The following is a 25,512-nucleotide window of genomic DNA, read 5'->3' on the forward strand; positions in this document are numbered from 1 at the left end:
CCTACAAATCGGCATGCCGTGAAACATTGAGCAGGATGCCGACGCCGATTAAAGTGAACAACAAGGATGAACCGCCGTAACTAATCAACGGCAGCGTAATACCGGTAACCGGCAGGGAACCGGTCACTACTCCCAGGTTGATAATGGCCTGAAAAATGACCAATGAGGTAATGCCTACCGCCACCAGGCTGCCAAAGCTGTCCCTGGTGCTGAGGGCAATCTTATACCCCCGCCAGGCAAAACCAAAAAACAAAAGAAGCACCGTGAAAGCACCGAAAAAGCCCAGTTCCTCACCGATGATAGCATAAATAAAATCCGTATGCCGTTCCGGCAAATAAAAAAGTTTTTGTTTGCCGGCCCCCAGTCCCAGTCCGAACAGCCCGCCGCTGCCCAGCGCCAAGAGGGACTGGATGGTCTGGAAACCGTCTCCCAAAGGATCCGCCCAGGGGTCTAAGAAAGCCAGGAACCGCTTCATGCGATATGGCTCCAAATAGATGGCCAGCGCCACGGCCGCCACACCGGCCACCGCCAGTAAACCCAAGTGCAGCAGTCTCGCCCCGGCCGCAAAGAGCACGATAAAAGTGGTCCCGGCCAGGGTTACGGTGGTACCCAAATCCGGCTGCAGCATGATCAAACCGCAGAGCAGCGCCATTACCAACAGGGAAGGCATGAGCCCTTTGCCGAAAGACTGGATCCTCAAAGGGTTGCGGCTGTGATTCCGCGCCAGGTAGAGCACCATGGCAATTTTCGCTAATTCTGCCGGTTGAAAGCTGATAGAACCGAATCCCAAGGACCTGGTGGCACCTTTGCTTTCCAATCCAATCAAGGGCACCAGAGCCAGCAAAATGATGCTCCCAAGCAGGAACCAGTCCACATAACCGCGGTAATGAAAATAATCAATATTCATGACGATCACCATCGCCACCAGGCCCAGTAAAGCCCACAACAGCTGCCTTTTCAAATAATAGAAAGGATCACCGATGGTCTGGCCCGCTGCCACGGCACTGGAACTGAACACCATGATAATCCCGATCGAGAGCAAGGCAAGAACGATGGCAAATAGGACAAAATCGGGAGCTCCCCTTTTCACGCTTTTCTCCCCCACTTCTCTACCACCCGGCGGCATCTAAGCCAAGCGTAGTACCAATTCCTTGAATACCTCTCCCCGGTGCTCAAAGTTCCGGAAAAAGTCAAAACTGGCACAGGCCGGAGACAGCAATACTATATCGCCCGGGCGAGCCAGGGCGGCCGCCGTTTTCACTCCTTCTTCCAGGCTGTTGACGATCCTGGCCCTGTCAAAGCCCACCTTTTCCACAGCCTCCTTGATTTCCCGGGCCGTTTCCCCAACCAGGATTAACTCCCGCACCTTTTCCTTGATCTTCAGCGCCAGCCCGCTAAAATCCGTACCGCCTTTCCTGCTGCCGCCGGCAATCAACACAATCGGTTTATCGAAGGCCAGCAGCGCTTTTACCGCTGCCTCCGGATTGGTGCCCTTGGAATCGTTGATATACTCCACTCCATTGATCACCGCCACCCTTTCCAAACGATGAGGCACCCCCGGAAAAGAACGGAGGGTCTGAGCCATCTGCTCCCCGGATAATCCCATCACCCAGCCGGCTGCCACGGCCGCCAGGGCATTCTCCAAGTTATGAGCACCCGGGATGGTTAATTCGGCTGCGGCACAGACCGCTTCTTCGCGGCCCTGCGCTCTGATATATATTTTTCCATCCTTGACAAAAACTCCCTCTTCTAGCTTATGCAGCCGGCTGAAGAATATAACTTGTCCCCGGGTAAGCCCGGCCAGTTCCTGCACCAGCGGGTCATCGTAATTGAGTACTGTATAATCCCCGGCTTCCTGTCTTTGGAAAACCCTGGCTTTCACCCGCCGGTACTCGTCCATGGTGCCGTGCCGTTCCAGGTGGTCCGGGGTGATGTTGGTGATGAGAGCCACTTTGGGACGAAACGCATCCACCCATTCCAACTGGAAACTGCTTACTTCCACCACAAATAGATGTTCCGGCAGCTTGTACAGGACCTCCCCGATGAAAGGAACCCCGATGTTGCCGGCCACGGAGACGGCATAACCGGCATCCTTAAAGAGCTGCCCCGTCAAAGCAGTGGTGGTGGTTTTACCGTTGGTGCCGGTGATGGCGATGACCGGCCCCTTAGCGAACCGGTAAGCTAATTCTATTTCACTCAAAACGGGAATCCCGTGGCGGACTGCTTCCTTGAGGGGCTCGGCCCAGTTGGGTACCCCGGGACTGGTAACCACGAAATCGAACTCTCCCGGTAAAACCGCCGGGCATTCACCGGTCACAATGTGCACCGGCCACCCCGCCAGTTCCCGGCAAGCACCGGCCAAGTCCGAGGGGCTTTTGGTATCATTAACGGTGACTTCTGCCCCGCCAGCCGCCAGGGCCTTGGCGGCAGCCACCCCGCTTTTACCCATCCCAATCACCAGTACCTTTCGATCCCTTACCTCCATCTCCGCTACCTCCTATCCGGCCAGCAGGAAAACCCCCACGGCGGCCACGGCCAAAAGGCTTCCTACCAGCCAAAACACAGCCACCACTTTAGTTTCATGCCAACCGGACAATTCGAAATGATGATGCAAAGGGCTCATCCGGAAAACCCGGCGCCCGGTAAAACGGAAGGATAAAACCTGAATAATGACTGACAGGGCTTCCGCCACAAAAATACCACCGATGATAAACAGCAGCAGTTCCGTACCGGTCAAAATGGCCAGCATGCCGAGGGCACCGCCTAAAGCCAGGGACCCGGTATCCCCCATGAACACTTTTGCCGGGTACCGGTTGTAGACCAAGAAACCCAAACAACCACCCGCCAGGGCCAGGGAAAACACCGTCAAACCGTCATGCCCCGCAAACCAGCTGATCACGGCATAACCAAGGGCGGCAAACAACATAGTACCGGCGGCCAGGCCATCTAAACCGTCAGTCAAATTGACGGTATTCGTTGTAGCCACCAGCACCAGCAGCCCAAAAAAGGGATAAAACCAGCCTAAATCGATACTGTAACTGAACAGGGAAACAGCGGTCCCCCTGGGGGTGAGCATCATGGCCAGCATGCTCAGCACCAGCCCCAGGGCTATTTCACCGGACAGCTTGTGCCTGGCCTTCAGCCCTAGAGAACGCCGCATGACCACCTTGATAAAATCATCGGCAAAGCCGACTAACCCGTACCCTACCAAAGCCACCAGGGCCAGGCTAACCTCGACACTGTCCCGGCCGAAATAGTAGCTGACCAGGGTGATGGGAATGATAAAAATTAGGCCTCCCATGGTCGGCGTGCCGGCTTTCCGTAAATGGGTCTTGGGGCCGTCACTGCGCACCGTCTGCCCGAATTTTAAAACTCTCAGTAAAGGTATCAAGACCGGCCCCAGGAGCACCGCCAAACCTGTTGTGCCGATGAAAGTCCACAATGCTGTTTTCAACCCTTGGTTCCTCCTTCAAACGCCGCTATCCCTTTGACAATTTCCTCCATGGCCAGTGCCCGGGAACCTTTTACCAGCACCAGGTCGTCTTTGGTCAACAATACCTGCAGCCGCTCAATCACTTCTTCCTTGGTTGGGCACCAGGCGACACGGGCAGGCTGCATGCCGCTGTCAATGGCAGCCTGGGCCACCCACCGGGCTTCCTCACCCACGGCAAACAAGAAATCAATGCCCAGCCGGGCCGCTTCCCGGCCCACTTCCCGGTGTCCCTCTTCCGCCAGTGTCCCCAGTTCCTTCATGCTGCCTAGAACGGCAATTTTCCGGTTACCGGGCAAGGCACACAGCACCCGCAGGGAGGCAACGGTAGAACCCGGATTGGCATTATAGGTATCATCAATGATGCAGGCATCATGGATGCCCGGTATCCGGGCCAGCCTCTTGTCGCTGATCACCGTTTCTTCCAACCCTTGAAGACAGCCTGCTAATGGGATTCCGCACACCAAACCCACCGCAACGGCTGCCAGGGCATTTTGCACGTTATGCTCTCCGAACAGGGGCAAGAACCCTTTGACCGCCGCCCCATCCACCACCAGGTCAAAGTCGACGCCTCCGGGAGCCACCACCGGGTGCCGGGCCCGCACATCGGCTTCCGGGTGAAAGCCATAATATAAGACCTGTAACCGGGGACGCTTTTTGGCCAGCTTCTCTCCCAAGGCAACACTGTAGACGTCATCCCGGTTTAAAACGGCCACCCCGTTGTCGGGCAAGCTGTCCAGCAGTTCTCCTTTTGCCGCGGCAATTTTTTCTTGGGAGCCCAGCAGCTCATAGTGAGCCACCCCAATATTGGTGATGACACCGTAATTGGGAAGGGCAATCTCGCAGAGCTCCTTGATCTGGCCCAGTCCCCGCATTCCCATTTCCACCACGGCGATGTCGTGGGGGCGGATCAACCGGAGCAAGGTCAGGGGTAGGCCAATTTCGTTGTTAAAGTTGCCCTGGGTTTTTAGCACCCGGTATTTCGTCCCCAGCACTGAGGCGATGAGGTCCTTCGTGGTGGTTTTGCCGTTGCTGCCGGTCACTGCCACGACGGGAATGCCTGCTTGCCGGCGCAAAGCGCGGGCCAACTGCTGCAGGGCCCTTAACGGGTCGGGTACAACCAGCAATCCCGCCCGGTTCAAGAGCTCCGGCGCCACATCCCGGGGTACCCGGGACACCACGGCTCCGCAGGCGCCCTTTTGAAGCGCAGCGGCAACAAACTGATGCCCGTCGGCTTTTTCGCCGGGCAAAGCAAAAAACAATTCCCCGGGTTTAATGATCCGGCTGTCAATGGAAAACCCGGTCACCGGTAGATTCCCCATCCCCATGAGGTGAGCTTCCTTTAGCTGTTCCCTAATGTCATTTAGTCTCATCCTTCATACTCTCCAGGATCTCCCTGACCACTTTCCGGTCATCGAAGGGATACTTTTTCGTACCGATAATCTGGTAGTCTTCATGGCCCTTCCCGGCCACCAGCACCAAATCCCCGGCACCGGCCAGGGTCAGGGCTTTTTGGATTGCTGCCTTTCTTTCGACTACGATTTCATATTTTCCTCCTGCTTCCTTCACACCGGGTACAATCTCAGCGATAATGGCTTCCGGGTCTTCGGTACGAGGATTATCGGAAGTAACAATGGTGTAATCGCTCAAGCGGCCTGACACATGCCCCATCAGGGGCCTTTTCGTCCGGTCCCGGTCCCCGCCGCAGCCAAAGACCGTTATTATGCGGCCGGAGCAGACCTCCCGGGCTGTCCTCAAGACGTTTTCCAGACCGTCCGGGGTATGGGCATAATCCACCACCACGGTGAAATCCTGCCCGGCATCCACCCGCTCAAACCGCCCGGGCACCCCCGGCAGTTCCGCCAGAGCTTCCCGGATGATGTCCACCGGCACTCCTTCCTCCAGGGCCACGGCAACCGCCGCCAGCCCATTATAAACGCTAAACCGCCCCGTCAGGTTCAGGGTAAAAGGCGGGAAGTCTTTCCCTTTCAGGCGAAAACTGGCCCCTTTGGCGGTAATCACGATATCCGTGGCTTGATAGTCACTGGGCTGCGTTAAGCTGTAAGTTAACACAGGCACCGGCGAGGTTTTCATGAAATACTCGCTGTTGGGATCATCCTTGTTGACTACTCCATATTTCCGCCCGGCTTTGGCCCCACCGGACAGGAGGGTGAACAGTTTTCCTTTGGCTTCCCGGTACTCTTGAAAATCACGGTGAAAATCCAAATGATCCCGGGTTAAATTGGTGAAAACGCCGACGTCAAACTCGGCAGCCGCCACCCGGTGCAGGCTCAAGGCGTGGGAAGACACTTCCATCATAACATAATCCGTCTGGGCATCCGCCATCAATTTGAATAGTTTTTGCAGGTCCAGGGACTCCGGCGTCGTGTGGGAAGCCGGGATCACTTCGCCGCCGACACGGTTGGAGATCGTCCCCAGTAAACCGGTCTTCCTACCCCACCGGCGGAAAACGGCATCAAGCAAGATCGTGGTAGAAGTCTTGCCGTTGGTACCGGTCACGCCAATGAGATGAAACCGGCGGGAAGGATAACCGTAAAAGCAAGCCGCCAGCCCGGCCAGGGCCAGCCTGGCATCGGGCACCTGAATCACCGTCACACCGTCCGGCACTGTCACCGGCCGTTCTACCACCAAAGCCACGGCTCCCTTGGCGACGGCATCGGCGGCATAAAGGTGGCCGTCGGTCTTAAAGCCCGGAACACAAACGAATAGACTGCCCGGCTGCACTTGCCGCGAATCATATTGAATACCGGCTATGGACCGGTCCAATCCACCGGCCAGAACGACCCGGTCTGGCAGTGCCTGTATCAGGGTTTGCAATGATATCATGGAAAGACCCCCAAAGAAGAATTTGGTACTATTATTTCCTTATTATGCCAAGTCATGTCATAATTCTACGGCAAAAACCCAGAAGGCCAAAATTTAGGCCTTTCTGGGTTCTTCCTCATGGTCCAAGGGCCGGCCGCTGCACTTCCTCTTCACTAAACGTCACCACAACGGAAGTCCCCCGTGGGACCAGGGTGCCGGGAATCGGTTCCTGCTCCACCGCTTTCCCGGCCGCGCCCCGGGGCTTGAGAGTGAGACCCAGAGCCTCTACCAGGGCGGCAGCTTCCGGAATCCGTTTCCCGGTTAGATCCGGCACCATCACTTCCTGACTACCGCCGTCGACGGTACCCAGGTGCAGGATCACCTTCGTGCCTTTCGGTGCTTTAGCTAAACCTTTAGGAGTTTGACTGACTACCACATTTCCCTGCCCTCTGAAGGACGGCACCAGACCTGCGGCTTCCAAAGCAGCCGTGGCCTGCTCCGGTTCAATATTGGTCACATCGGGCACCACTACTTCCTCTTGCCCGGCCTTGCTTTGTCCCGCCAATTCTTCTTCATTGTACTGGGGCGGCACGCCTAAATAATACAAAGCGTCCTCTACAATTCTCTTAAAGACCGGCGCCGCCACAGTGCCCCCGTAATAGATACCCTGGGGTTCTTCCACCACCACCAGCGCCACCAACCGCGGGTCATCCACGGGAGCCACCCCGATAAAGGAGGCCACATATTTGCCTTGCTGGTATCCGCCCGGGCCGGCAATCTGGGCGGTACCGGTTTTCCCTCCCACCCGGTAGCCAGGGATGTAGGCATTGCGACCGGTACCGTTAGAAACGACCCGTTCCAAAGCTAAAGCAATCTGGCGGGAAGTCTCCCCGGAGATAACTTGCCGCACCACTTCCGGTTCAAAGGTCTGGATTACTTCCCCTTCACTGTTCAGTATCTCTTTCACCAGCCGGGGTTTCATCAAATAACCCCCGTTGACGACGGCGGAGACTGCGGTGACCAGTTGCAAAGGGGTGACGGCAATACCTTGCCCGATAGAGATGGTAGCTAGGTTAATGGTTTTCAGCTGTTCTTCCGGGATCATGATCCCTTTCGCTTCGCCGAAAAGCTCTACTCCCGTGGGCTGCCCCAGCCCGAAGGCACGCAAGTAGCGATACATCAGGTTTTTCTGCTTTTCCTCCACCCTTAAGCCTACTTCTACGAAGACCGGGTTACAGGAATTCTCAATGCCCTCCAGAAAAGATTGGCTACCATGGGGATTGCCGCTGCGCCAGCATTTGATGGTTTCCTTGCCCACCTTAATATAGCCGGGATCGTAAAAACGATCATCAAGACCCACCACCTTCTCCTCCAGGGCCATGGCGGCAATGAGGATCTTGAAAGTTGAACCGGGCTCATAGGTATTGGAAACGATGACATTGCGCCAGCTGCTCTGGGGATACTGGTTGTACTGGTTGGGATTAAAGGTAGGACGAGAGGAGAGGGCCAGGATATCCCCGTTTCTCGGGTCCATCACAATTACCGCCGCACTCTTCGGCTGGGACGGACCGGCCATCAGGTTATCTAATTCTCGTTCCACAATATACTGGATAGTCTCGTCAATAGTCAGCACGATGCTGCTGCCGTCGGTGGGCGGGATGTACTGGTGGGTGGCTTGGGGGATTTCTCTTCCGACGGCATCGAATTCAATGATAATCCTCCCGGCTTCGCCCCGCAGCTCTTCATCAAACTTTTTCTCCAAACCTTCTAGGCCCTGGTTGTCAATGCCGGCAAAACCCAGTACATGGGCCGCCAGGGTGTCGTTTGGATAATACCTTTGGCTTTCTTCGTAGACCTCGATGCCAGGCAAATCCATAGCTTTAATCTTCGGCCCCAGCTCAAAGCCGATTTTCCGTTTCACCCAAACAAAGGAAGCATTCTTGGTAATTTTCGCATAAACTTCCTCTTCATCCATTTCCAGCAATTCGGCTAACTTGGCGGCAATTTCCCTTTCCCGGCCCGATCGTCTCACCTGACTGGGAAAGGCGCCTACCGAATCCGTGCTGACACTGATGGCCAATTCCTTGCCGTTCCTGTCGTAAATGATACCTCGTTTGGCTTCCACCCGGACCTCCCGCAACCGGTTATGCATGGCCTTTTCCTGCAGCCAATCCCCCTGGATGACCTGGATCCAAACCAAGCGCAAAGACAGCAAAAAAAGAATCCCTGCTATCAAGAAGAATAGCACGGCGATTCTTTTCCGGATCATGAGGTTTAAATTCATAGGAGCCTCCTCGTATTCACTGTCTTAGTCTCTCCCTAGAGCTACCGCCAGCAGGGCGGCTGCTTTTTGCCGGAATAACGGCCGGTCATCTACCGAGGCCGCGGCTGCCGCCGCTTCGCCTCCTTCCGCTATTTCCACCTCTTGCTTTTCTCCTGCGCGTTCTAAAAAACCGGCTCCCGGCAGCAGCATGTAGTCATCTTTATCCGGTTGTACCATGCCAAATTCATTCAGGGCCAGCATTTCAATCCTTTCCAGAGAATCTAACTTAGCAATTTCCAACCTGAGCCTGGCATTAGCCGTTTCCAACTCCCCGATTTCACTCTTAAGTTTGGCAATCTCATAACCTTTCGTGGCCACGGCCATGGCTAGGGAACAGCTGTACAGACCGCAACAAAACATGGTGACCACGGTGACTACGTAAAGGAACTTGTAAAACCGCGGCTTCACCCTGGGCTTGGCATGAGGACGCAGTCTCTCCTCCCGGCTTTGCTCCGGGCTAGGGGTACTAGGCAGGTATGGGGCTTCTTCGAGTTTTTTTGCTGCTAACAACTTATTCACGCTCCCCGGTCTTTAGAACTCGCTAAAAGGTAAAACACACCATGTCCTCCCACAAGCCCACTAATTTACAGTTTTTCTGCCGCTCTCAATTTGGCACTGCGTGCTCTGGGATTGTTTTCGACTTCTGCCTGGCCCGGCAGAACAGGTTTTTTCGTTATAATCCTGAGCTGGGGCAACCGCCCGCACCGGCAGGCAGGAAAGTCCGGCGGGCAAATGCAGCCTTTCGCCTGTTCCATGAAAGCCTTTTTTACCAGGCGGTCCTCCAGGGAATGAAAGGAAATCACCACCAGCCTGCCCTGGGGATTCAAATAACCTGCCACTTTGCTCAATGTTTCCGATAGCGCCACCAGTTCATCGTTCACGGCAATCCTGATAGCCTGGAAAGTTCTCCTGGCCGGATGAGGCCCATCCTGGCGGGCTCCTTTGGGAATGGCTTTTTTGATGATGTCTACCAGTTCCCCGGTGGTGCGAATGGGAGCTTTCGCCCTGGCGGCCACGATGAACCGGGCTATCCTTTTGGCCCACCTCTCCTCACCGTACTCCCAGATAATGCGGGCCAGGGATTCTTCGGGCCAGGTATTGACCACCATTTCCGCCGTCAAGTCCCCGGTCCGGTCCATCCGCATATCTAGCAGGGCGTCTTTTTGGTAACTGAAACCCCTCTCCCTTTCGTCAAGTTGGTAAGAAGATACGCCCAAATCCAGCAAAAAGCCGTCAACTCTGTCAATGCCCAGCTGGGCCAGGCACCTGTCGAAATCGCGGTAATTCGAGGCAAACAGCCGGTAACGGGGGCTGATCCCGTTCAGGCGCTTCCCGGCATACGCCAGGGCGTCCCGGTCTTGATCAATGCCTATGAGCAACCCGGTCTCGCCCAGCCTTTTTAGGATTTCACTGCTGTGCCCGGCACCGCCCAGGGTACCGTCGATGATGATTTTGCCTTCCTGCGGGGCCAGGTAGTCCAGCACTTCCTGCAGCATGACCGGTTGATGTTGAAAATCCATCCCATCCCTCCCGGATTAAAGTTCCAAATCCACCATGGTTTCCGCAATTGCTTCGTAATTGGCGGCAGCCTGTAGACTGTATTCTTCCCAGACTTCTTTGGCCCAAATCTCTATCCGGGTGGAAACACCGATGATCACTACATCCTTGTTGATCTTCGCATGGTCCCTCAGGACCTGGGGCACCAGCACCCGGCCTTGCTTATCCAGTTCGCTTTCTACCGCTCCCGAAAAAAAGAACCGGGCGAAAGCCCGAGCATCCGCTCGTGTAAAAGGTAAGCTCTTTAGCTTTTGTTCCAGCCGGCGCCATTCTTCCATGGGGTAAACGAAAAGCGAGTTGTCCAGCCCTTTGGTGATGACAAAGACTTCCCCCAATTCCTCACGAAACTTCGCGGGAATGCTGACCCTGCCTTTACTGTCAATTGTGTGCTGGTATTCACCCATGAACATGGCTTGCCACCACCAAGAGGTACTTACCACTTTGCCCCACTTTAACCCACTCGATATGCATTATTCGCCGCAAATAATAAAACTCCTGCCGTTTAATGGAAGGATCTTAAAAGAAAAAAAGGTGCTGCACACACAGCACCTTAACCCTTTCTATACAGTTGGGCGGACAGAGCCGCCGTCATTTCGTAGACTTTTTCCGCCTCATTGAGTTCCATTAAACCGGTACCGCAGCTGGGGGTTAGCAAGACATTGGTTTCCAAGAGCCGCCGCGAAACCCCATTGGCGATAAGCCTTTCCTGCTGCCGGTAGAATTTCGCCAGCAGGGAATTGGTGTTTTCCTCCCAAATGGCATGACTGGTGGGAACAATCCCCCAGGCCAAAATGCCGCCACCGGCTAAGAACTGCTGCAGCTGGTGGCTGAAACCGATTAAGGAACCAAAATAATAATAAGCATCAAAACTGATAACATCCACCCCGGCTTCGATGGCCACGCCCCAGTCAATCCCGGCACAAGCGTGCAGGCCCGCCATGCCCCCGGCCTGTTTTATTTCCTTAATAATCTCTTTTAGAGCCAGCACCATGTCCTCCCGTTCCAAGGCTACAAAAGTAGCCGTTCCCCAAGCGGCTATGGCCGGATCATCAATAAAGATAATGGGAGGAGCGATTTGTCCCAAGAAATTCGCCTGCCACCGGGCATTAAGAGCTAGGTTCTTAATCAAAACGTCTTTGAGTTGAGGATGATAGAAAACCGGTCGTCTTTCCTCATCGTGTAGATTAAGACCAATGGATAAGGGACCGGCCATTTGACCTTTCACCGCCACAATGGCAGGCCGTTTAAAAGTCTTTAAGTAATCAACAAAACGATACAAACCGATACCGGATTCCGGCGGGATCGCGAAAAAATCCAACCCCTCGCCGGTGTCCATCACCTTGAGGTACCGTTCATAGAATTCCGTCAAAGGCTGTTCAATGTCTTGCCCCCGCACGAAACAAGTCCCGTCTTCCCTGATAACCAGCAATCCCAACTCCACCAACGGGGTTAAAGATTGGTACACGAAATGCTCCCGCCTGGTTCGCTGCGGCATCTGCGGCCAGTGGGGCAGGTGCGGCAGGTGCTGGAAAATCATCGCCAGTGCTTCATCCGGTTCGGTATAGGGAACGCTGCCAATCCCGGTAGCCATATAGCGTGGTTTAAAGCCCATGCGTATTTCTCCTCTGCGCTTTTGGTATCACAATTTATTGTTTATTTAGACTATTTATCATCAAAGGGGCCCGGCGAAAATTCACAGGCTGTACCCGGGACGAGTACAGCCTGAAAGCTTCCTTCAACTATAGGCTTCTCCTAACCACCGTTATGCCAGACACTACTTTGCTTCTTGTTTTACAAAGGTATCCTTGCCTCCACATTCAGGACACTTTCTAGGCTTGCAACGGGTTTCCTTTTCATAACCACAATTGCTGCATTTAAAAACTGCCATGAATGACACCTCCTATTTTTAATTATTTGCTTTCACAGCTTCCTGAGCCATCTGTACCATAGCTTCCACCTGGGAACGGACGGCCGGGTCCAAATCCAGGGCCAGAGCCGCGTTCCACTGCTCTAATGCCGCTTCAGGGTCTTCCTTGCGGTAAAAGAGGAACACACCGTAATTGATGCGCCCGTTGACAAAGTCAGGCTCCCGGCGCACGGCTTCTTGGAAGTGCTTTTCCGCCAGCTCATCCAGACCGGCATAATAAGCCGCTGTGGCCAGATCCACCCTGGCCCCGATGAGACTGGGATCCATCTCCAAAGCCTGTTCATAAGGCACCGTTGCTTCTTTAAAATAGCGACCGGCTTTACCGGCATCGCCGTATCCGGCATAATATACCCCTATATCGTAAAGGGTGTTGCCTAAACTAACATGGAGTTCCACGTTGCCCGGTTCCAATTTCAACGCCTGCTCCAAGTGGCGCTGCAAATCCAAAAGGCTTTCCACTTCGCTGGCTTGTACACCCGGCTGGGAGGTGTTGAAATCCAGGGGAGTATAAGTAAACAGTCCTACCAGACTGATGGACAAGACCACGGTAAAAATAAGTAACGGGACCTTCAGGGCGCGTCGCTTGTTGCGGATGGCACGCATTACCACAGGGATGATCCCCCCAAGTCAAAATTGTTGCATGAAGATTACTTTTATCATATTATAGTCATTTTTACTTGTCAATTCTTTAAACCGTCAACAGCTGGCGGCTGATAATCGCCTCCAGGTCTTTAATGGTATTACACTGGTACATTTGACAGTAAGGCTGGAAAAGGGCCACGGTGGGATGCCTGTCCCACACTTCACCCGGTAGCGTATTCAGCCAAACGATTTCCCTCACCTGTTCCCGGATTTGCCGGAGTTCCGCCGCCGCCTCCTTGCCGTTCATGGTTTTGGTATCACTGACGATGATCATGATGGTGTTCCTCTGCAGCAGGGGCATGTGCCGGCGCCGGAGTTCAGTGAGGCCGGCGTATAAATCCGTCCCGGTCCCCAGGCCTTGCTGGCCCCCGAAGACCCTTTCCACCATATCCTCCAAGTCCATCCCCTTTTGAAACCAGGAAGTAGTCTGTTTCAGGCGTTCGGCAAAGAGGAAAGTCTCGATTTTGCTGGTGACGGAAACCAAGCCCGCAATAAACTGCATGATAAAAGACACATAGGGCTTCATGGAACCTGACACATCGCAGACCAGCACCAGTTGAGGCTTGGCGACCCGTTTGCTCTTATAACTCAGGCGGAACATGGTGCCGCCGCTGCTGATGCTGTGCCGGATCGTACGCCGCAGGTCCAAGCGCAGCCGCTGCCGGCTCTGCCGGTAACGCCTGGACAGCCTGGTGGCCAGGCGTCTTGACAAGAGGTGAATTAACCGCAGGGCCTCGGGCCGGAGTTCTTCGCTGATCTGCCGCATGTCTTCCTGCAGCAATTGCTCGTATTCCTGCTGCAAGCCTTCCGCTGCTTGTGCCAGCAAGTAATTCCATTCCTCATTGCCTGTATCGGGCAGGGCGGGATACCGGTTTTGTACCCCTTGCTTCTGCCAGTACTGCAGCTGCCCCCGCACCAGGCTCTCAATGAGGGGTTTAAAACTGGCCCCCACGTTTTTTCCTTCGGAGCTCTGCCGGAGAAAATCCTTCAGCCTCTCTTTAGCTTCTTGCGTGAGACTGGCGTATACCAATTTCTCCTCCACCGTCAAGTTGACCGGTTCTCCTTGGAAAACCAGATCAGCTTCCGCGGCGGCGATTTCTTGCTGCCGTTCCAGTTCTTTCGCTTCTCCTTCAGCCACCCAGGCCTGCTTTTGCTCCGGAGGGGCGAAATAAACCCGGAACACCTCCCGGAATACAGGCAGGTCTTCCGCCCTCTTAATCAAAGTACACTGCAGCGCCGCTTTAAAGCTGGGTTTGTGGGCCAGTTCCACCTGCTCCAAGGCCCGGAAGGCATCCAGGACTTCCGCCGCGCTGATCCTTAATCCTACCAGCCGCAGCAAGTGCACAAATTCCACCAGGTTTTCCGCCAGCTGGGTTGGTTTCATCCCCCTCACCGGTTAACCTCCTTGACCGGCCAGCATCCGGCACAAGCCCTGGGCTCCCAACTGTTCGTTAAAGAGTTCCTGGTCCTGCCGGTCTTTCAAAATAACGTTCAGGGTCTTTTCCACGACGCCGCTGTCCAGCTTGCTGACTCCCAAGGCCTCCAGGGCCCTGGCCCAGTCTAAAGTCTCCGCAATTGACGGCTTCTTTTTCACGCTTACTTTCTGCCGGATCAGCTGCATAGCCCGGGCCACCTCCTGGGCCAACTTCTCCGGTATGCCCGGCGCCTTGGCCAGCACAATGGCCAGTTCTTTTTCTAAACTGGGATAATCGATGTACAAAAACAGGCAGCGCCTCTTCAGCCCATCGGACAGTTCCCGCTCCCCGTTGCTGGTTAACACCACCATGGGGATTTGCTTGGCTTTCACGGTACCCAGCTCGGGAATGGACACTTGGAAATCCGACAAGACTTCATACAGAAAGGCTTCGAACTCCGCATCGGTTTTATCTATTTCATCGATGAGCAGCACCGGTTTCCGGTTGCACTGGATGGCTTTTAACAGCGGGCGCTCCAACAGGTATTCCCGGGAAAAAATGTCTGTTTTGAGTTCTTGGCCCCCTTCTTTGAACATCTGGATGTGCAGCAGCTGCTTCTGGTAATTCCACTCATACAGGGCCTTATTCTCATCCAGCCCCTCGTAGCACTGCAGCCTGATTAAATCCGTGCCAAACACACAGCTCAAGACCTTGGCGATTTCCGTCTTGCCCACACCGGGAGCACCGGTGACCAATAGGGGCTTTTCCAGTTTTAACGCCAGGTAGACGGTGGTAATGATTTCCTCGTCGGAAATATAACCACATGCCTGAAACCCTCGCTTGAGGTCAATGAGGCTTAGTTCCATGACGGCTCCTCCTTGATTGATGCTGGTTACACTCTATGTTCAATCATAGCAAAAACCTTACGGTATTACTACCAATTCCTGCAATCCCGTGATTAACATTTCTTTAACAAGGACAAAAAAAAGGAAGAATTACTCTTCCCCACTCGTAGCAGTCTTGGGTCCTTCCACGTTGACCCCTAACCATTGTAAATAGTTAACCCAGCTGCGCACCGGATCTACTTCCCTGGTGACACGCTCCTCCATGTTTTGCAATTACTCCACCCCCTATATTAACTCGATAATATCATAAAACATTTGAGAAAATAATAAAATACTTATTCGGTAAACAATCAAATATTAACAATAAACGGCAAAAATCAGGGGATAAACGGTAGACATTAACGGGCCCCAAATAAGGCCACCGGGTCCGGAACAGCCAGTACTTCTTTGGAGTAAAAACCTTCCCCGTAGGTACAGCCGATCAGGGCGCCAAAAGCCCCGTTCCAAGCCCGTAAACGACCCAGAAATCCCCCTGTATTGAGAGAGGTTTCCCTCGGTGCCGGGCCGAATTGGGAATAATGGGCGAAGATGGCCTCCACCTTTTTCTCAAAAAACGGGCTGATGTCCACCACAAAACTCGCCTGGACTTGATAATGATTGAGGAAATAGTAGATCAGCCTCGGCTGGTGGGGCGGCAGCTCCGGCAAGAACTTGTACAACCTTGCACTGAAGTGGGCTTCCGTGACGAGCTGGGAGCAGGCCACGTGATCCGGGTGCCGGTCTTCCCAGTACGGGGCCAGGATCAATCGCGGCCGGGCCTCCCGTATGACTCTCACTACTTTGGCCAGGCTTTCTTCATTGATCCTGATCCCCCGGTCCGGGAGCTTCAGGTTGACCCGGAAACTGGTACCCAGGATCTCCGCCGCCTTCCGGCTTTCTTCCCGGCGCATCTCCACGGTGCCGGTACTGGCCATTTCTCCCTCGGTCAAATCCACAATGCCCACTTTATAACCACTGGCAATACTCTTTAGAATCAGCCCACCGCAAGCAATCTCCACATCATCCGGGTGAGCCCCAAAGGCTACGATATCAACTTGCTCCACTGGTGACGCCTCCCAAGAATAGGAATTGATGCACCGCATCCGTGAGGATACCTGGCAGAAGGGCCTGGATTAAGCCGGGCCCGTACAGGGAGTAATAACTGAAGAAATTATAGACGTTTTCTTGTCTCCGGCCCATGGGAAGCAGTTCCGTTTCCAGGCACCGGAAATCATCGATCAAGTCCCGGTTTTGCCGCCGGTGGGCCTTAGCGGCCTGGGATTGGAGCCAGGTCCAGTTGCGGATGGTCCGGCTCATACTTTCTTGCCAGGCGGCCTGCAGTTCCGCCTTTAAGGTGCCGGGCAGCTGCTCCACCAGTTCCCGGTAAGTGTTTTCCAACTCCGCCCGCCCGTTGGCAAACAACCGGGGCAGGCCGGCGGTATCCCGCTGGTCCAGCCGGCTGTTGAGGGCACCGGCCAAATCGTCGAGGATTTCCTCCGGTGCCAGCCGGTGCTTTTCCATCACGTGAGCGGCACCGGGCTCTACCAGGGTCAAACCGGCCCGCGGGTAGATCGGAGGCATCTCAAGGCTGAATACCCGGAAAATGTCTCCCAATTGAGCCCAGTAGTCCACCTCGCCAGGCCCGGCCACATAGGCCAGCACCGGCAATAGCACCTCCTGGGAGACGGGGCGCAAGATCACATCGGGACTGAACTGTTCCGGGCGCTCCGCCAGGCATGCGGCCAGCTCTTCCCGGGCAAAACGGCGGTCTCCCACTTGAAAGCCCCCGCCGTCCAGGTAAACCGGCAGCCGGTTCCCCTCCTGCAGGAGAAAGAGGTGAGTATGCTCCGCCTTCTTCTGCACGGCAGCCGTAAAACCATGGGCGGCCAGCGCCTTGGCATTATCCGCCAGCAAGCCGTTGATGGTTCCCGCTTCCTCCAGCCCCCGCCGGAAGACCGGCTCCTGCAGCTGCCGCAGTTCCGGCAGCATGGGATTAAGGCAGACCAGTCCTTCTTTGGCAAATAAACGCAGGAGGATAGCGCCAAACCAGTCGCAGATATTCCGCGTACCCGATAGGGTCTCCTGCAGTAAGGCAGCCATGTCCGCAAAATAGGGACCGGACCTTACCAGCCTTAAGCAGTCGGCGAGAAACTGCCGGCAGGCCGGTCCCGTTTCGATCCACTGCACCGGGGGCTGCCCGTTCAAGGCGTAAGAAAAATACACCGTCTTATGGCGGTTCTTCTCTCCTAGTATATGTACATGATTAATCTCTTGCAAATCATGGTCTTCGCTGGCAATCCAGAAAACAGGCACCACATCAACCTGCAGCAATGCCTCCAATTGCCCGGCCAGGGCTACGGCGGTCAAAGCTTTGTACACGGTCAACAGCGGTCCTGTTAATAAACCTGCCTGCTGCCCCGTGACCACCGCCAGGGTACCGGGATTGGCCAGCTTCCCGGCATTAGCCAGGCTGGCCTCACCGGCCCCCAGGGATCGGTTGTAATGCCGCAAAACGCTAGCGACCTTTGCCCGGACCTCCAGGGGGAAGTGCCGCTTTAAATAAGCTTGTCTATGGAAATAAGTCTCTTCCCGCCGCGGATCTCCGGCAGGAAAGAAGGGGGCGATTTCCGGAAAGGATCGATAATATAAAGAACTCCCAGTCCAACGCTCCGGTAATTCTACTGCCTGAAAAATCACACTTGCTGCCTCCAGCCGGAATTGGTTCTACAACCAAGCTTTTAATTTTTCCCGGTCATTGATCACAATTTCTTTATTATTGATGCTGATGATCCCTTCCCGCCGCCATTCACCCATAATCCGGGCGACGGTTTCCCTGGAAGTACCGATGACCCCGGCTAAATCCTGCTGGTTGAGACTAATCCCGATATGATCTAAATTATCCACTTTGCGACCGTACTCTTTCGCCAAGTTGAGCAGGGCAGAAGCGAGGCGGCTGTAGGCATCATTGAAAGCCAAATCCCGGATATGGTATTGCGCCTCCCGGAGCCGCTTCGCCATTACTTTGAGTATCTTCAGCGTAATTTCACCGTTATCCCTTAACAGCTGTTCCATATCCTGATGACGAATCAAGCCGATTTCGGAATCTTCCAGAGTCTCCGCCGTCGCCGGGTATTCCCCGGCATCAAACAAAAGGACTTCGGCAAAGACGTCTCCCGCTTGACAGAAATGCAGGATCTTCTCCTTGCCGTCGCTGGACATTTTGGACAGCTTGATTTTTCCCTTTTGCACAAAAAACAACCCTTCGCCGGGGTCCCCCTCGTGAAAGATCACAGTGTTTTTCTTGTAAAACCTGAACCTGGCAATACCTGCAATTTTGGCCAATTCCTCATCGGTCAAACTGTTGAAGACAAAGACCTTTTTCAACAAACCGGTAGAAATGCGGCTGCCTTGATCCATGTTCTCCTCTCCCCGGGCTCTCTGTCATCGCTTGTCCATGAGGCCCTATTACCATATTATCACAGCCTGGGCCAAAATCCCAGACAGGGAGAGTTTTTCATGAAAAAAAGCCCGTAGGGGCTCAAAAAGAAAGCAAAGGCTTACCAATATCCCCAAAGAGAACGTTGGTGCCTTTGATAGCAGCTCTTGCATAAGGACCTGCTGCCCCAGATTTCATTGACCTGCAGCAGCTTCTGCTTGCTGTGGGGCTTGCCGCAATAACTGCACAGGGCAATCTCGCCGATTTTCACCATGAACAATCACCTCAAGGAGTTCTTGTTCATAGTTTTACCGGAAGGGGCAGGTTTTTATGCTCTAGTTTTTCATGCTCGCCCGCTGCTGGCAGTCGCTACACACTCCGTAGAACTCCAGGCGGTGCATTTCCACCTTCCAACCCGTGCCTGCCTCTACCTGGTCGTTCAGTTCGTGGCAAACATCCATGGGAACATCAAACACGCGCTGGCACCGGTTGCAGACGAAATGATAGTGGGGCATCGGGTTGCCGTCGTACCTGCTGTGGGAGCTGCCGTAATTCAATTCTTGAATCATGTTGTTTTCCGTCAAGACTCTCAAATTGCGATACACGGTACCAAGGCTAATATCAGGTAACACCTTGCGGGCTTCCTCATAAATCCAGTCAGCTGTCGGGTGTGTATCGGTTCCTTTGAGAACTTCTAAAATAACTCTTTTCTGTTTTGTGTTTCTGCTTTTCACTTGCATATTAATCACCTAAGAATGCCTACTATTATCAATATATTAGCAAGAAATTTGTAAGGTGTCAAGGCAGCAAATGCACTGCTAATTAATATTTTTATCGCTAGGCTCATCAACGGTCCAAACACCGATCGCTTCACTGAGGATCTTCTGTACGGTAGACACCATGCGGCTGAACTGGTATTCCGCCGTCAGGTACTCATTGATGACGGGTTCGGCAGATAAAAAGGCATACAGCTGTTCCAATTCCTGGGTAACCTCTTCGGTAACCTCATGTCCCAACAGCCTGAACATCTGCACTTCCCATTGTTGCCGACGAAAATGCTGCAGCATGGAATAGCTGGCCAGGTCCTTTTCCAGCTTTTCCTTGCAAGCCTGGTACTGTAGATATTCCGGTGAATTCATGAGTGCTTGGGCTAGTTCATAGGCTTTATCGTAAACAGACAATGGGATTCCCCCCTCTCAAGCAAGAATCGAAACAACTCCTAATAAAATAGTTCGCCCTGTAACGTTGATTTCCTGCTGTCACCGCCGTCAGCCGGCACAGTTTTGAAACACCCCGGACAAACCTGCCTCGTTTACCCGCCGCTGGATTTGATCAATATCCGTGGTGTACAGCCCCAGTTCTTGCATCCGGTGAAAGAAGACGGAACCGGAAAAAGTGTATTTCTCCGTCAGTCCGAAACCCTCCATTCTCTCTTGGCCATAAGCAATCAATTCCCCCACGGCTAAAGTGCGGGGCAGTTCCAGTAGTTCCTGCCCCATGGCCATCCGGGCCGCATTGTACCCGGCCAGGGTTCCCGTCACCATGGCCTCCGTATGACCGACAAACAAGCCTGCTTTTTCCCCGGCACAGAAGAGATTGGCTGCCCCCTTCACTTTTAACGTGTTGTCCCGCGGGGTTAAGGCCAAAAAGCGGACGGAATTACCCTTGCTGCCCCCGTAAGGGTCCTCATACCTGGCATGCTCCAATCCCTTAATCTGCCGCAGCACATTTAAAGGCAAGAAGGGCGCCATCATTTTGGCATGGCCGGTATCCAGGATGACCAGGTTATCCCGGTAATCTTCCAAGGCATACTGTTGACATGCTTTTTGGCTTAACATGTCTTTTCCTTTCCGGAGGCCGGGGGGAACCCGGATCACCACCACGCCTTCCGTCTCCAGCCGTTGCCGCAAGTCCTGGGCCAGGGAATCTTTATGCAGCTTGCAGGAGCCGCTGAAGGCACCCACCCCGCCGTCAGAGCGCAAACCTTTTTGTTCTTGAATACCCAATTTGCCGGCGATACTTACCCGGCCGCCGAAAGAAGGACAGCGCATAATACACATCACGCAGCCGTTGCCGTAGCGGCTGCAGTTGTTCTGGGGGCCGAAACTCCCGGTGGCATCCACGAACACATCGCCCTCAACGTACCTGCCTTGCGAGGTAACTACAGCATCAATGGTATCATGGTCGGCTGCCACATCAACGCCTCGCTCCTCGAAATAGATTTCTATGCCAATTTCTTGGAGATGCCGGCGCACCAGCGGCTCTATCCGTACCACATCGTATAAAGTAGCGTGCCGGTGCCCGGGAAAATCAATCCGGCGATGCCGGGCGGCTTCATCCGTCAACCGGATCAAATCCCCGGCTCCCAGGGCAATCAACTCTTCCGCTGCCGTAAAGCGGCCGTTGTTGCGCATGATGCCCCCGACCAGTCCGGTGCCCAGCAATAAATCGGTTCTTTCCAGTAAAACTACTTCCCCGGCTCCTCCTTTTCTGGCGGCCAGGGCCGCACTGCAGCCGGCCCAGCCGCCGCCAATGACCACCACTCTGGCCATGCCGCTTTCACCCTTATCAAATTAGACTTTTATCATGATCTATTATTACGGGAGGGGCCTTTAGATGCATCCGGATTGAAATCTTAAGGATAGGTGCACACCGGCGGCTCACCTCTACCAGCTGCGGCTCAAAATCTTCCTTCCCTCGATCCAGCTGATTTTTTGATATCCTATCTCTTGTAAGATTCTCCGTCCCCTGGCAAAATCCCGGCCCACTTCATGGGCCGCGTGAGCATCGGAGGATAATACCACCGGGATGTCCAGGGCCAGGCACTGCCGCAAAATTGACGGGCTTGGATACATCTCTCGCACCGGTTTGTAAAACCCGTTGGTGTTTAATTCCACCGCCATCCCTTGTTGCCTGATTTTCTCCAGTACAGGTTTGACGACGGGCAGCAAGTCCCCTTGATAGAAGTAACCGAAAACCTTAATGAGGTCTAAATGACCCACCAGTTGAAACAACCCGCTGTCCACGGCCTGGGCCAGGGTAGCAAAGTATTTTTCATACAAGCTGTTGATCTTCCATTGTCGGTACCCGCTTAGATAGTCCGGATGATCGAAAGGCCACCCGCCGATGTCGTGGACGGAGCCGATAACGTAGTCATAGGGTTTAGCCTCGATGATGCGGCGGATCTCCTCCTCCCGGCCGGGTTCGTAATCGATCTCCAAGCCCAGGAGAATCTTCACTTGCGGGTATTCCTGCCGCAGCTCCTCCACCGCCCCTGGATCAATCTCGTCCTTATACCATTCATGATCCGTGAAAGCCAGGCCCTTTAAGCCCTTCCTCACAGCTTCCGCTACAAAAGGCCTTAACCTGTCTAAAGTGTATTTCCCGCCGGTATGCGCCAGCGGGTGCGTATGACAATCAATCAACCCTCCGTCACCTCCAAGGCACCCTCAAATTCATTACCATACCGCCGTACTCCATCTGTCCTCAAGGAGGCACCGGTTTTGAGCGGGTAGTTCATGGGAGCAAAAAAGCGAAGCAGCCCTTCACCGTGGTCAGCCACCGATCGCCGGGTGCCGGGTTATGTTTCCGTCGCGCTTAAGTTTAGACCGGAAGGGCTATCAGGACCAGAAAGAATGACATGTACTCCTGACAACTGACGACCGCTGTTGAGCTCATCTCCAAATATGGTTCCTCTGAAGTTCCCGCTGAACACCGGTTGCCGGCGTGGCACTTGATAATCAATGAGCCCTGCGGCTGCAGGGCTCTTCTTTAATACTCGTTGGGCATTTGATTGAGTTCAGCCAGGGTGAAGACCGGCCCGTCAAGGCAGACGAATTTGCTGCCGATGTTGCAGCGGCCGCACTTGCCGATGCCGCACTTCATCCGCATTTCCAAGGTGGTCACGATTTGCTCCGGAGCAAAATTCATCTTGGCCAGGCTCTGGAGCACAAACTTAATCATGATTGGCGGTCCGCAAGTCAGCGCAATGGTATTCTCCGGGGAAGGATTAATCTCTTCCAGGAAAGCCGGCACGAAGCCCACATGACCGGTCCAGCTCTCATCGCCCCGGTCCACTGTTACGTGTACTTCCGTATCCCTGACTTTAGGCCAGTTCTCAAATAAATCGGTCTTGAAGCACAGGTCTGCCGGGGACCTGGCGCCGTAGATGATGGTCAACTTGCCGTAATCATCCCGGTGCTCGATGCAGTAATTGATCATGGAGCGCACCGGGGCCAACCCGATACCGCCCCCGATGAACAAGACATCTTTGCCTTTAAAGAGGTCAATGGGAAAACCGTTGCCATAAGGCCCCCGCACACCGACGGTCTGGCCCACTTCCGCCTCGTGCAGGGCTTCCGTCAGTTTACCCACTTTCTTAATCGCAAATTCCAGGTGGTCAGGGCCCTGGGTCGTGACGGAAAACATCGCTTCCCCCACATCCAGCAAGGACAGCATCCCCAACTGCCCCGGCATGGGGGTAAAGGGTTTGCCGTTGTCGGTGGTTACGTGGAAGGTCTTAACATCAGGGGTCTCTTCAACGATCTTAATGATTTTGCCTACGACAGGCAATAAAGGATTTCCCTGGCATGATCCGTTGCAGTTGCTCATCTACTCCACCTCCCACAGCTGGCTAATCACGCGGGTAATATCTAAGTTCACCGGGCACTTCTGGATGCAGCGGCCGCAGCCGACACAGCCCACTTCAGAGTATCTTTCGGGAATATACTGGAGCTTGTGGAGGAAACGCTGCCGGACCCGTTCTTTTTTGCTGGGACGAGGGTTATGCCCGCCGGCCATCAAAGTATATTCCGCATACATGCAGGAGTCGTAGCAGCGGTATTTGACACCGCAGTTCCCCCTGGTCCTGTTTAAGATATCAAAGCAGTGACAGGTAGGACATAAATAGGTGCAGGTACCGCAGTTGACACACTTGCGGCATATTTCTTCCCACACTTGATGTTCAAACTTGGGCTGCAAGTGTTCCATCAAACCTTCGGTTTTCACTTTCAAGGTGCAGGGTTTGCCTTCCGGCAGTTCCCCCGCCTCTTCCGCCAGCCTGCCGGCCAAATCGGCCAGGAGCTTCTCACCGGCTTCCGATTGAGGCGCCAGCAGGATGCTGTCCCCTTTTTCCATCATCATCACATCTGCTAAGGGGGCCCGCGCCGGATTGATACCCCAGGCATCGCAGAAACAAGTTTCACAGGGCTCGGTACAGCCTAAAGCCATGATGAGACCTTGTTCCCGCTTTTGCTTGTAATACACATCTTCATAACCTTTAGTGAGAAATACATCATCCAGTACTTTCATGGCATGAACGTCACAAGGACGCATCCCAAACACCACAAAGGGTTCCGGGGGGGCACTGAGATCCTGGATGCTGCCCTCTTGCTTGTTAACCCGGTATTCATACATTTCTTCCGTCTGGGGGAAGAACAAACCCTTGGGAGGGAGAAGAGTATTTCCTTCCAGGACCAGTTCGGCTTCTTTATCCCAGGGAGCAAATTGGGAAATGCCATTTACGGTCACCGGCACAAAGGCTTTCCTTTTGCTGTTCAAGGCTTCCAAAAACTGTGGTAGATTAGCTTTTTTCACACTCTTCATGGCTTCCCACCTCCCCTACATAAACTCTTCCGGATCATCAGTTTTGAACATCCCCAAGGGCAGGGGACCTTCAGGATCCAGCCCGGCTTCATACTCGCCGAACAACTCGTTGATATCTTTGGCGATCTTGTGATGCAAGTCCATAATCGGTACACCCATTGGGCAAACGCGTTCGCATTCACCGCATTCAATGCACCGCCCGGCTACGTGGAAAGCCCGGACCAGCCCGTAGAACTGGTTGCCCCCTCTTTCCACGGCTCTTTCCAGCCAAGTTTGCCCTTGATCGAAAACGCATTCCCGGCAGTTGCAGGCGGGACACACATTACGGCAGGCATAGCACCGGATGCATTTATCGTACTGTTTCGCCCAATAAGCAAACTTCTCCTCGGGATTCATCTTTTCCAGTTCCCCTATCCGGGCAAAGCGGTCTTCTTTGCCGGTGACAGGGACTTCCTCGCCTACCAAGACATCATAGACCACCGGATTGGGATGAGTGCAGCGGAGGCATTTTACTTCCAGGGGAGCTTCCCCGGCTTTTTCCTTGCCTAAAGCAGCGGCCTGCCTGGCATCCTTCATACCGGGACAGGGCACACCGATTAGATAAACTTTATCCCTACTGATCACCAAGTCCTGCACCAGGCGGTTCACGCCCCGGGCATCACATCCCTTGACCAGGACCGCCACTTTGCCCTCCAGGTGACGGTAGTCCATCAGGTACTTGGCTAGATTGACGGCACAGTATTCATCCCAGACGAGGCGTTCCACATCCTCCGGTTTCGTAATGAAGACAGGGGTTGAATTATAGAAAAAGGTGCCCTTTTCCCAGCCGATCACCAGCTGGACTTCCTGCTTCTCCAACAGTTCCCTGGCTATTTCCCGGATTTTCGCAGTTTGTGGGTTCATTTGGCATCCCTCAACTTCCTATTGGGGCCAAGCGGCCTGATCTGTTCCGTCAGCTCCTCGATAATGGTCGCGAATTTCACGCTTTCCGAACCGGACACCCAACGGGCTTGGAAGCGCTGGGGATCGATGCCCACATATTCCAGCATCCGCTGCATGATGAGATAACGGCGGCGCGTAAAGTAATTGCCACTAGCATAGTGGCAGTCGCCCGGGTGTCACCCCGCCACCAACACTGCATCGGCACCTCGCTGGAAGGCCCGCAGCACAAACTGCGGATTCACCCGCCCGGAGCAAGGCACCCGTATTAACCGCACGTTGGGAGGATACTGGAGGCGGTTAAGACCCGCCAAATCTGCCCCGGCATAAGCGCACCAGTGGCAGGTGAAGGCGATCACTTTCGGTTCCCACTGGGAGCCTTGAGCTTGTTCTACAGACACAGTGCATCCACCTCCATGAGGATCTGTTCATCGGTAAACCCTTTCACGTTGATGGCGCTGGAACGGCA

The 25,512-nt window shown here is 54.1% G+C and carries 26 protein-coding genes; all 26 read right to left on the reverse strand.

Annotation, left to right across the window (positions count from 1 at the left end; all coding sequences use genetic code 11):
• Position 1 precedes the first annotated feature (1 nt).
• Positions 2-1,126 carry a putative lipid II flippase FtsW gene (gene ftsW, locus GXX34_03585; GenBank protein HHW06608.1) on the reverse strand — a complete coding sequence of 375 codons (1,125 nt, stop codon included), beginning with the start codon at positions 1,124-1,126 and terminating at the stop codon, positions 2-4.
• Positions 1,127-2,485: a UDP-N-acetylmuramoyl-L-alanine--D-glutamate ligase gene (locus tag GXX34_03590; GenBank protein ID HHW06609.1), complete on the reverse strand. Its 1,359-nt coding sequence runs from the start codon at positions 2,483-2,485 to the stop codon at positions 1,127-1,129.
• A gap of 12 nt (positions 2,486-2,497) precedes the next feature.
• The gene (locus tag GXX34_03595; GenBank protein HHW06610.1) at positions 2,498-3,454 is read right to left on the reverse strand and encodes a phospho-N-acetylmuramoyl-pentapeptide-transferase; all 957 of its coding nucleotides are present in this window, start codon (positions 3,452-3,454) and stop codon (positions 2,498-2,500) included.
• Positions 3,451-4,863, reverse strand: a complete 1,413-nt coding sequence (locus tag GXX34_03600; protein ID HHW06611.1) for a UDP-N-acetylmuramoyl-tripeptide--D-alanyl-D-alanine ligase — start codon at positions 4,861-4,863, stop codon at positions 3,451-3,453. The genes GXX34_03595 and GXX34_03600 overlap by 4 nt, the downstream gene beginning before the upstream one ends.
• A complete protein-coding gene (locus GXX34_03605; GenBank protein HHW06612.1) occupies positions 4,850-6,337 on the reverse strand; it encodes a UDP-N-acetylmuramoyl-L-alanyl-D-glutamate--2,6-diaminopimelate ligase in 1,488 nt (495 codons plus the stop codon). Before GXX34_03605 ends, GXX34_03600 begins: the two co-directional genes overlap by 14 nt.
• Positions 6,338-6,452: 115 nt before the next feature.
• A complete protein-coding gene (locus tag GXX34_03610) occupies positions 6,453-8,600 on the reverse strand; it encodes a stage V sporulation protein D (GenBank protein ID HHW06613.1) in 2,148 nt (715 codons plus the stop codon).
• A gap of 24 nt (positions 8,601-8,624) precedes the next feature.
• Positions 8,625-9,149, reverse strand: a complete 525-nt coding sequence (locus tag GXX34_03615; protein ID HHW06614.1) for a hypothetical protein — start codon at positions 9,147-9,149, stop codon at positions 8,625-8,627.
• A gap of 74 nt (positions 9,150-9,223) precedes the next feature.
• Positions 9,224-10,159 carry a 16S rRNA (cytosine(1402)-N(4))-methyltransferase RsmH gene (gene rsmH / locus GXX34_03620; GenBank protein ID HHW06615.1) on the reverse strand — a complete coding sequence of 312 codons (936 nt, stop codon included), beginning with the start codon at positions 10,157-10,159 and terminating at the stop codon, positions 9,224-9,226.
• Positions 10,160-10,174: 15 nt separating this feature from the next.
• A complete protein-coding gene (gene mraZ / locus GXX34_03625) occupies positions 10,175-10,606 on the reverse strand; it encodes a division/cell wall cluster transcriptional repressor MraZ (GenBank protein HHW06616.1) in 432 nt (143 codons plus the stop codon).
• A gap of 140 nt (positions 10,607-10,746) precedes the next feature.
• A complete protein-coding gene (locus tag GXX34_03630) occupies positions 10,747-11,808 on the reverse strand; it encodes a hypothetical protein (protein ID HHW06617.1) in 1,062 nt (353 codons plus the stop codon).
• A 162-nt stretch (positions 11,809-11,970) separates the two neighbouring features.
• Complete coding sequence (locus GXX34_03635; GenBank protein HHW06618.1) at positions 11,971-12,084, reverse strand: rubredoxin; 114 nt, start codon at positions 12,082-12,084, stop codon at positions 11,971-11,973.
• An 18-nt stretch (positions 12,085-12,102) separates the two neighbouring features.
• Entirely contained in the window at positions 12,103-12,732 is a 630-nt protein-coding gene (locus tag GXX34_03640; protein HHW06619.1) for a hypothetical protein, read from the reverse strand.
• A 79-nt stretch (positions 12,733-12,811) separates the two neighbouring features.
• A complete protein-coding gene (locus GXX34_03645; protein ID HHW06620.1) occupies positions 12,812-14,158 on the reverse strand; it encodes a VWA domain-containing protein in 1,347 nt (448 codons plus the stop codon).
• Between the two features lie 3 nt (positions 14,159-14,161).
• Positions 14,162-15,046 (reverse strand): MoxR family ATPase, encoded by an 885-nt coding sequence (locus GXX34_03650; protein ID HHW06621.1) that lies wholly within the window; start codon positions 15,044-15,046, stop codon positions 14,162-14,164.
• Between the two features lie 377 nt (positions 15,047-15,423).
• A complete protein-coding gene (bshB1, locus tag GXX34_03655) occupies positions 15,424-16,128 on the reverse strand; it encodes a bacillithiol biosynthesis deacetylase BshB1 (GenBank protein ID HHW06622.1) in 705 nt (234 codons plus the stop codon).
• Positions 16,115-17,761: a bacillithiol biosynthesis cysteine-adding enzyme BshC gene (gene bshC / locus GXX34_03660; GenBank protein ID HHW06623.1), complete on the reverse strand. Its 1,647-nt coding sequence runs from the start codon at positions 17,759-17,761 to the stop codon at positions 16,115-16,117. The genes bshB1 and bshC overlap by 14 nt, the downstream gene beginning before the upstream one ends.
• A gap of 27 nt (positions 17,762-17,788) precedes the next feature.
• Positions 17,789-18,481 carry a Crp/Fnr family transcriptional regulator gene (locus GXX34_03665; protein ID HHW06624.1) on the reverse strand — a complete coding sequence of 231 codons (693 nt, stop codon included), beginning with the start codon at positions 18,479-18,481 and terminating at the stop codon, positions 17,789-17,791.
• Between the two features lie 140 nt (positions 18,482-18,621).
• The gene (locus tag GXX34_03670) at positions 18,622-18,774 is read right to left on the reverse strand and encodes a hypothetical protein (protein ID HHW06625.1); all 153 of its coding nucleotides are present in this window, start codon (positions 18,772-18,774) and stop codon (positions 18,622-18,624) included.
• 61 nt (positions 18,775-18,835) lie between these two features.
• Positions 18,836-19,240, reverse strand: a complete 405-nt coding sequence (locus GXX34_03675; GenBank protein HHW06626.1) for a transcriptional repressor — start codon at positions 19,238-19,240, stop codon at positions 18,836-18,838.
• A 78-nt stretch (positions 19,241-19,318) separates the two neighbouring features.
• Complete coding sequence (locus tag GXX34_03680; GenBank protein HHW06627.1) at positions 19,319-19,681, reverse strand: YlbF family regulator; 363 nt, start codon at positions 19,679-19,681, stop codon at positions 19,319-19,321.
• Positions 19,682-19,768: 87 nt separating this feature from the next.
• Positions 19,769-21,052 carry an FAD-dependent oxidoreductase gene (locus GXX34_03685; GenBank protein HHW06628.1) on the reverse strand — a complete coding sequence of 428 codons (1,284 nt, stop codon included), beginning with the start codon at positions 21,050-21,052 and terminating at the stop codon, positions 19,769-19,771.
• A 114-nt stretch (positions 21,053-21,166) separates the two neighbouring features.
• Positions 21,167-21,925, reverse strand: coding sequence for a histidinol-phosphatase HisJ family protein (locus tag GXX34_03690; GenBank protein HHW06629.1), 759 nt, complete (start codon positions 21,923-21,925; stop codon positions 21,167-21,169).
• Between the two features lie 346 nt (positions 21,926-22,271).
• Positions 22,272-23,111 carry a hydrogenase gene (locus GXX34_03695; protein ID HHW06630.1) on the reverse strand — a complete coding sequence of 280 codons (840 nt, stop codon included), beginning with the start codon at positions 23,109-23,111 and terminating at the stop codon, positions 22,272-22,274.
• Positions 23,112-24,104 carry a hypothetical protein gene (locus tag GXX34_03700; GenBank protein ID HHW06631.1) on the reverse strand — a complete coding sequence of 331 codons (993 nt, stop codon included), beginning with the start codon at positions 24,102-24,104 and terminating at the stop codon, positions 23,112-23,114.
• Positions 24,105-24,119: 15 nt separating this feature from the next.
• Positions 24,120-25,007: a 4Fe-4S binding protein gene (locus GXX34_03705; protein ID HHW06632.1), complete on the reverse strand. Its 888-nt coding sequence runs from the start codon at positions 25,005-25,007 to the stop codon at positions 24,120-24,122.
• Positions 25,004-25,444, reverse strand: coding sequence for a hydrogenase iron-sulfur subunit (locus tag GXX34_03710; GenBank protein ID HHW06633.1), 441 nt, complete (start codon positions 25,442-25,444; stop codon positions 25,004-25,006). The genes GXX34_03705 and GXX34_03710 overlap by 4 nt, the downstream gene beginning before the upstream one ends.
• Positions 25,445-25,512 lie beyond the last annotated feature (68 nt).

The sequence above is a fragment of the Clostridia bacterium genome, from assembly GCA_012840125.1.
Classification (GTDB): domain Bacteria; phylum Bacillota; class DULZ01; order DULZ01; family DULZ01; genus DULZ01.

Coding starts and splice junctions, on each gene's coding strand:
- ftsW (HHW06608.1), bottom strand. CDS start 1,126: ATGCCGCCGGGTGGTAGAGAAGTGGGGGAGAAAAGCGTGAAAAGGGGA.
- GXX34_03590 (HHW06609.1), bottom strand. CDS start 2,485: ATGGAGGTAAGGGATCGAAAGGTACTGGTGATTGGGATGGGTAAAAGC.
- GXX34_03600 (HHW06611.1), bottom strand. CDS start 4,863: ATGAGACTAAATGACATTAGGGAACAGCTAAAGGAAGCTCACCTCATG.
- GXX34_03605 (HHW06612.1), bottom strand. CDS start 6,337: ATGATATCATTGCAAACCCTGATACAGGCACTGCCAGACCGGGTCGTT.
- GXX34_03610 (HHW06613.1), bottom strand. CDS start 8,600: ATGAATTTAAACCTCATGATCCGGAAAAGAATCGCCGTGCTATTCTTC.
- rsmH (HHW06615.1), bottom strand. CDS start 10,159: ATGGATTTTCAACATCAACCGGTCATGCTGCAGGAAGTGCTGGACTAC.
- mraZ (HHW06616.1), bottom strand. CDS start 10,606: ATGTTCATGGGTGAATACCAGCACACAATTGACAGTAAAGGCAGGGTC.
- GXX34_03630 (HHW06617.1), bottom strand. CDS start 11,808: ATGGGCTTTAAACCACGCTATATGGCTACCGGGATTGGCAGCGTTCCC.
- GXX34_03635 (HHW06618.1), bottom strand. CDS start 12,084: ATGGCAGTTTTTAAATGCAGCAATTGTGGTTATGAAAAGGAAACCCGT.
- GXX34_03650 (HHW06621.1), bottom strand. CDS start 15,046: ATGGAACTAAGCCTCATTGACCTCAAGCGAGGGTTTCAGGCATGTGGT.
- GXX34_03665 (HHW06624.1), bottom strand. CDS start 18,481: ATGGATCAAGGCAGCCGCATTTCTACCGGTTTGTTGAAAAAGGTCTTT.
- GXX34_03670 (HHW06625.1), bottom strand. CDS start 18,774: ATGGTGAAAATCGGCGAGATTGCCCTGTGCAGTTATTGCGGCAAGCCC.
- GXX34_03675 (HHW06626.1), bottom strand. CDS start 19,240: ATGCAAGTGAAAAGCAGAAACACAAAACAGAAAAGAGTTATTTTAGAA.
- GXX34_03685 (HHW06628.1), bottom strand. CDS start 21,052: ATGGCCAGAGTGGTGGTCATTGGCGGCGGCTGGGCCGGCTGCAGTGCG.
- GXX34_03695 (HHW06630.1), bottom strand. CDS start 23,111: ATGAGCAACTGCAACGGATCATGCCAGGGAAATCCTTTATTGCCTGTC.
- GXX34_03700 (HHW06631.1), bottom strand. CDS start 24,104: ATGAAGAGTGTGAAAAAAGCTAATCTACCACAGTTTTTGGAAGCCTTG.
- GXX34_03705 (HHW06632.1), bottom strand. CDS start 25,007: ATGAACCCACAAACTGCGAAAATCCGGGAAATAGCCAGGGAACTGTTG.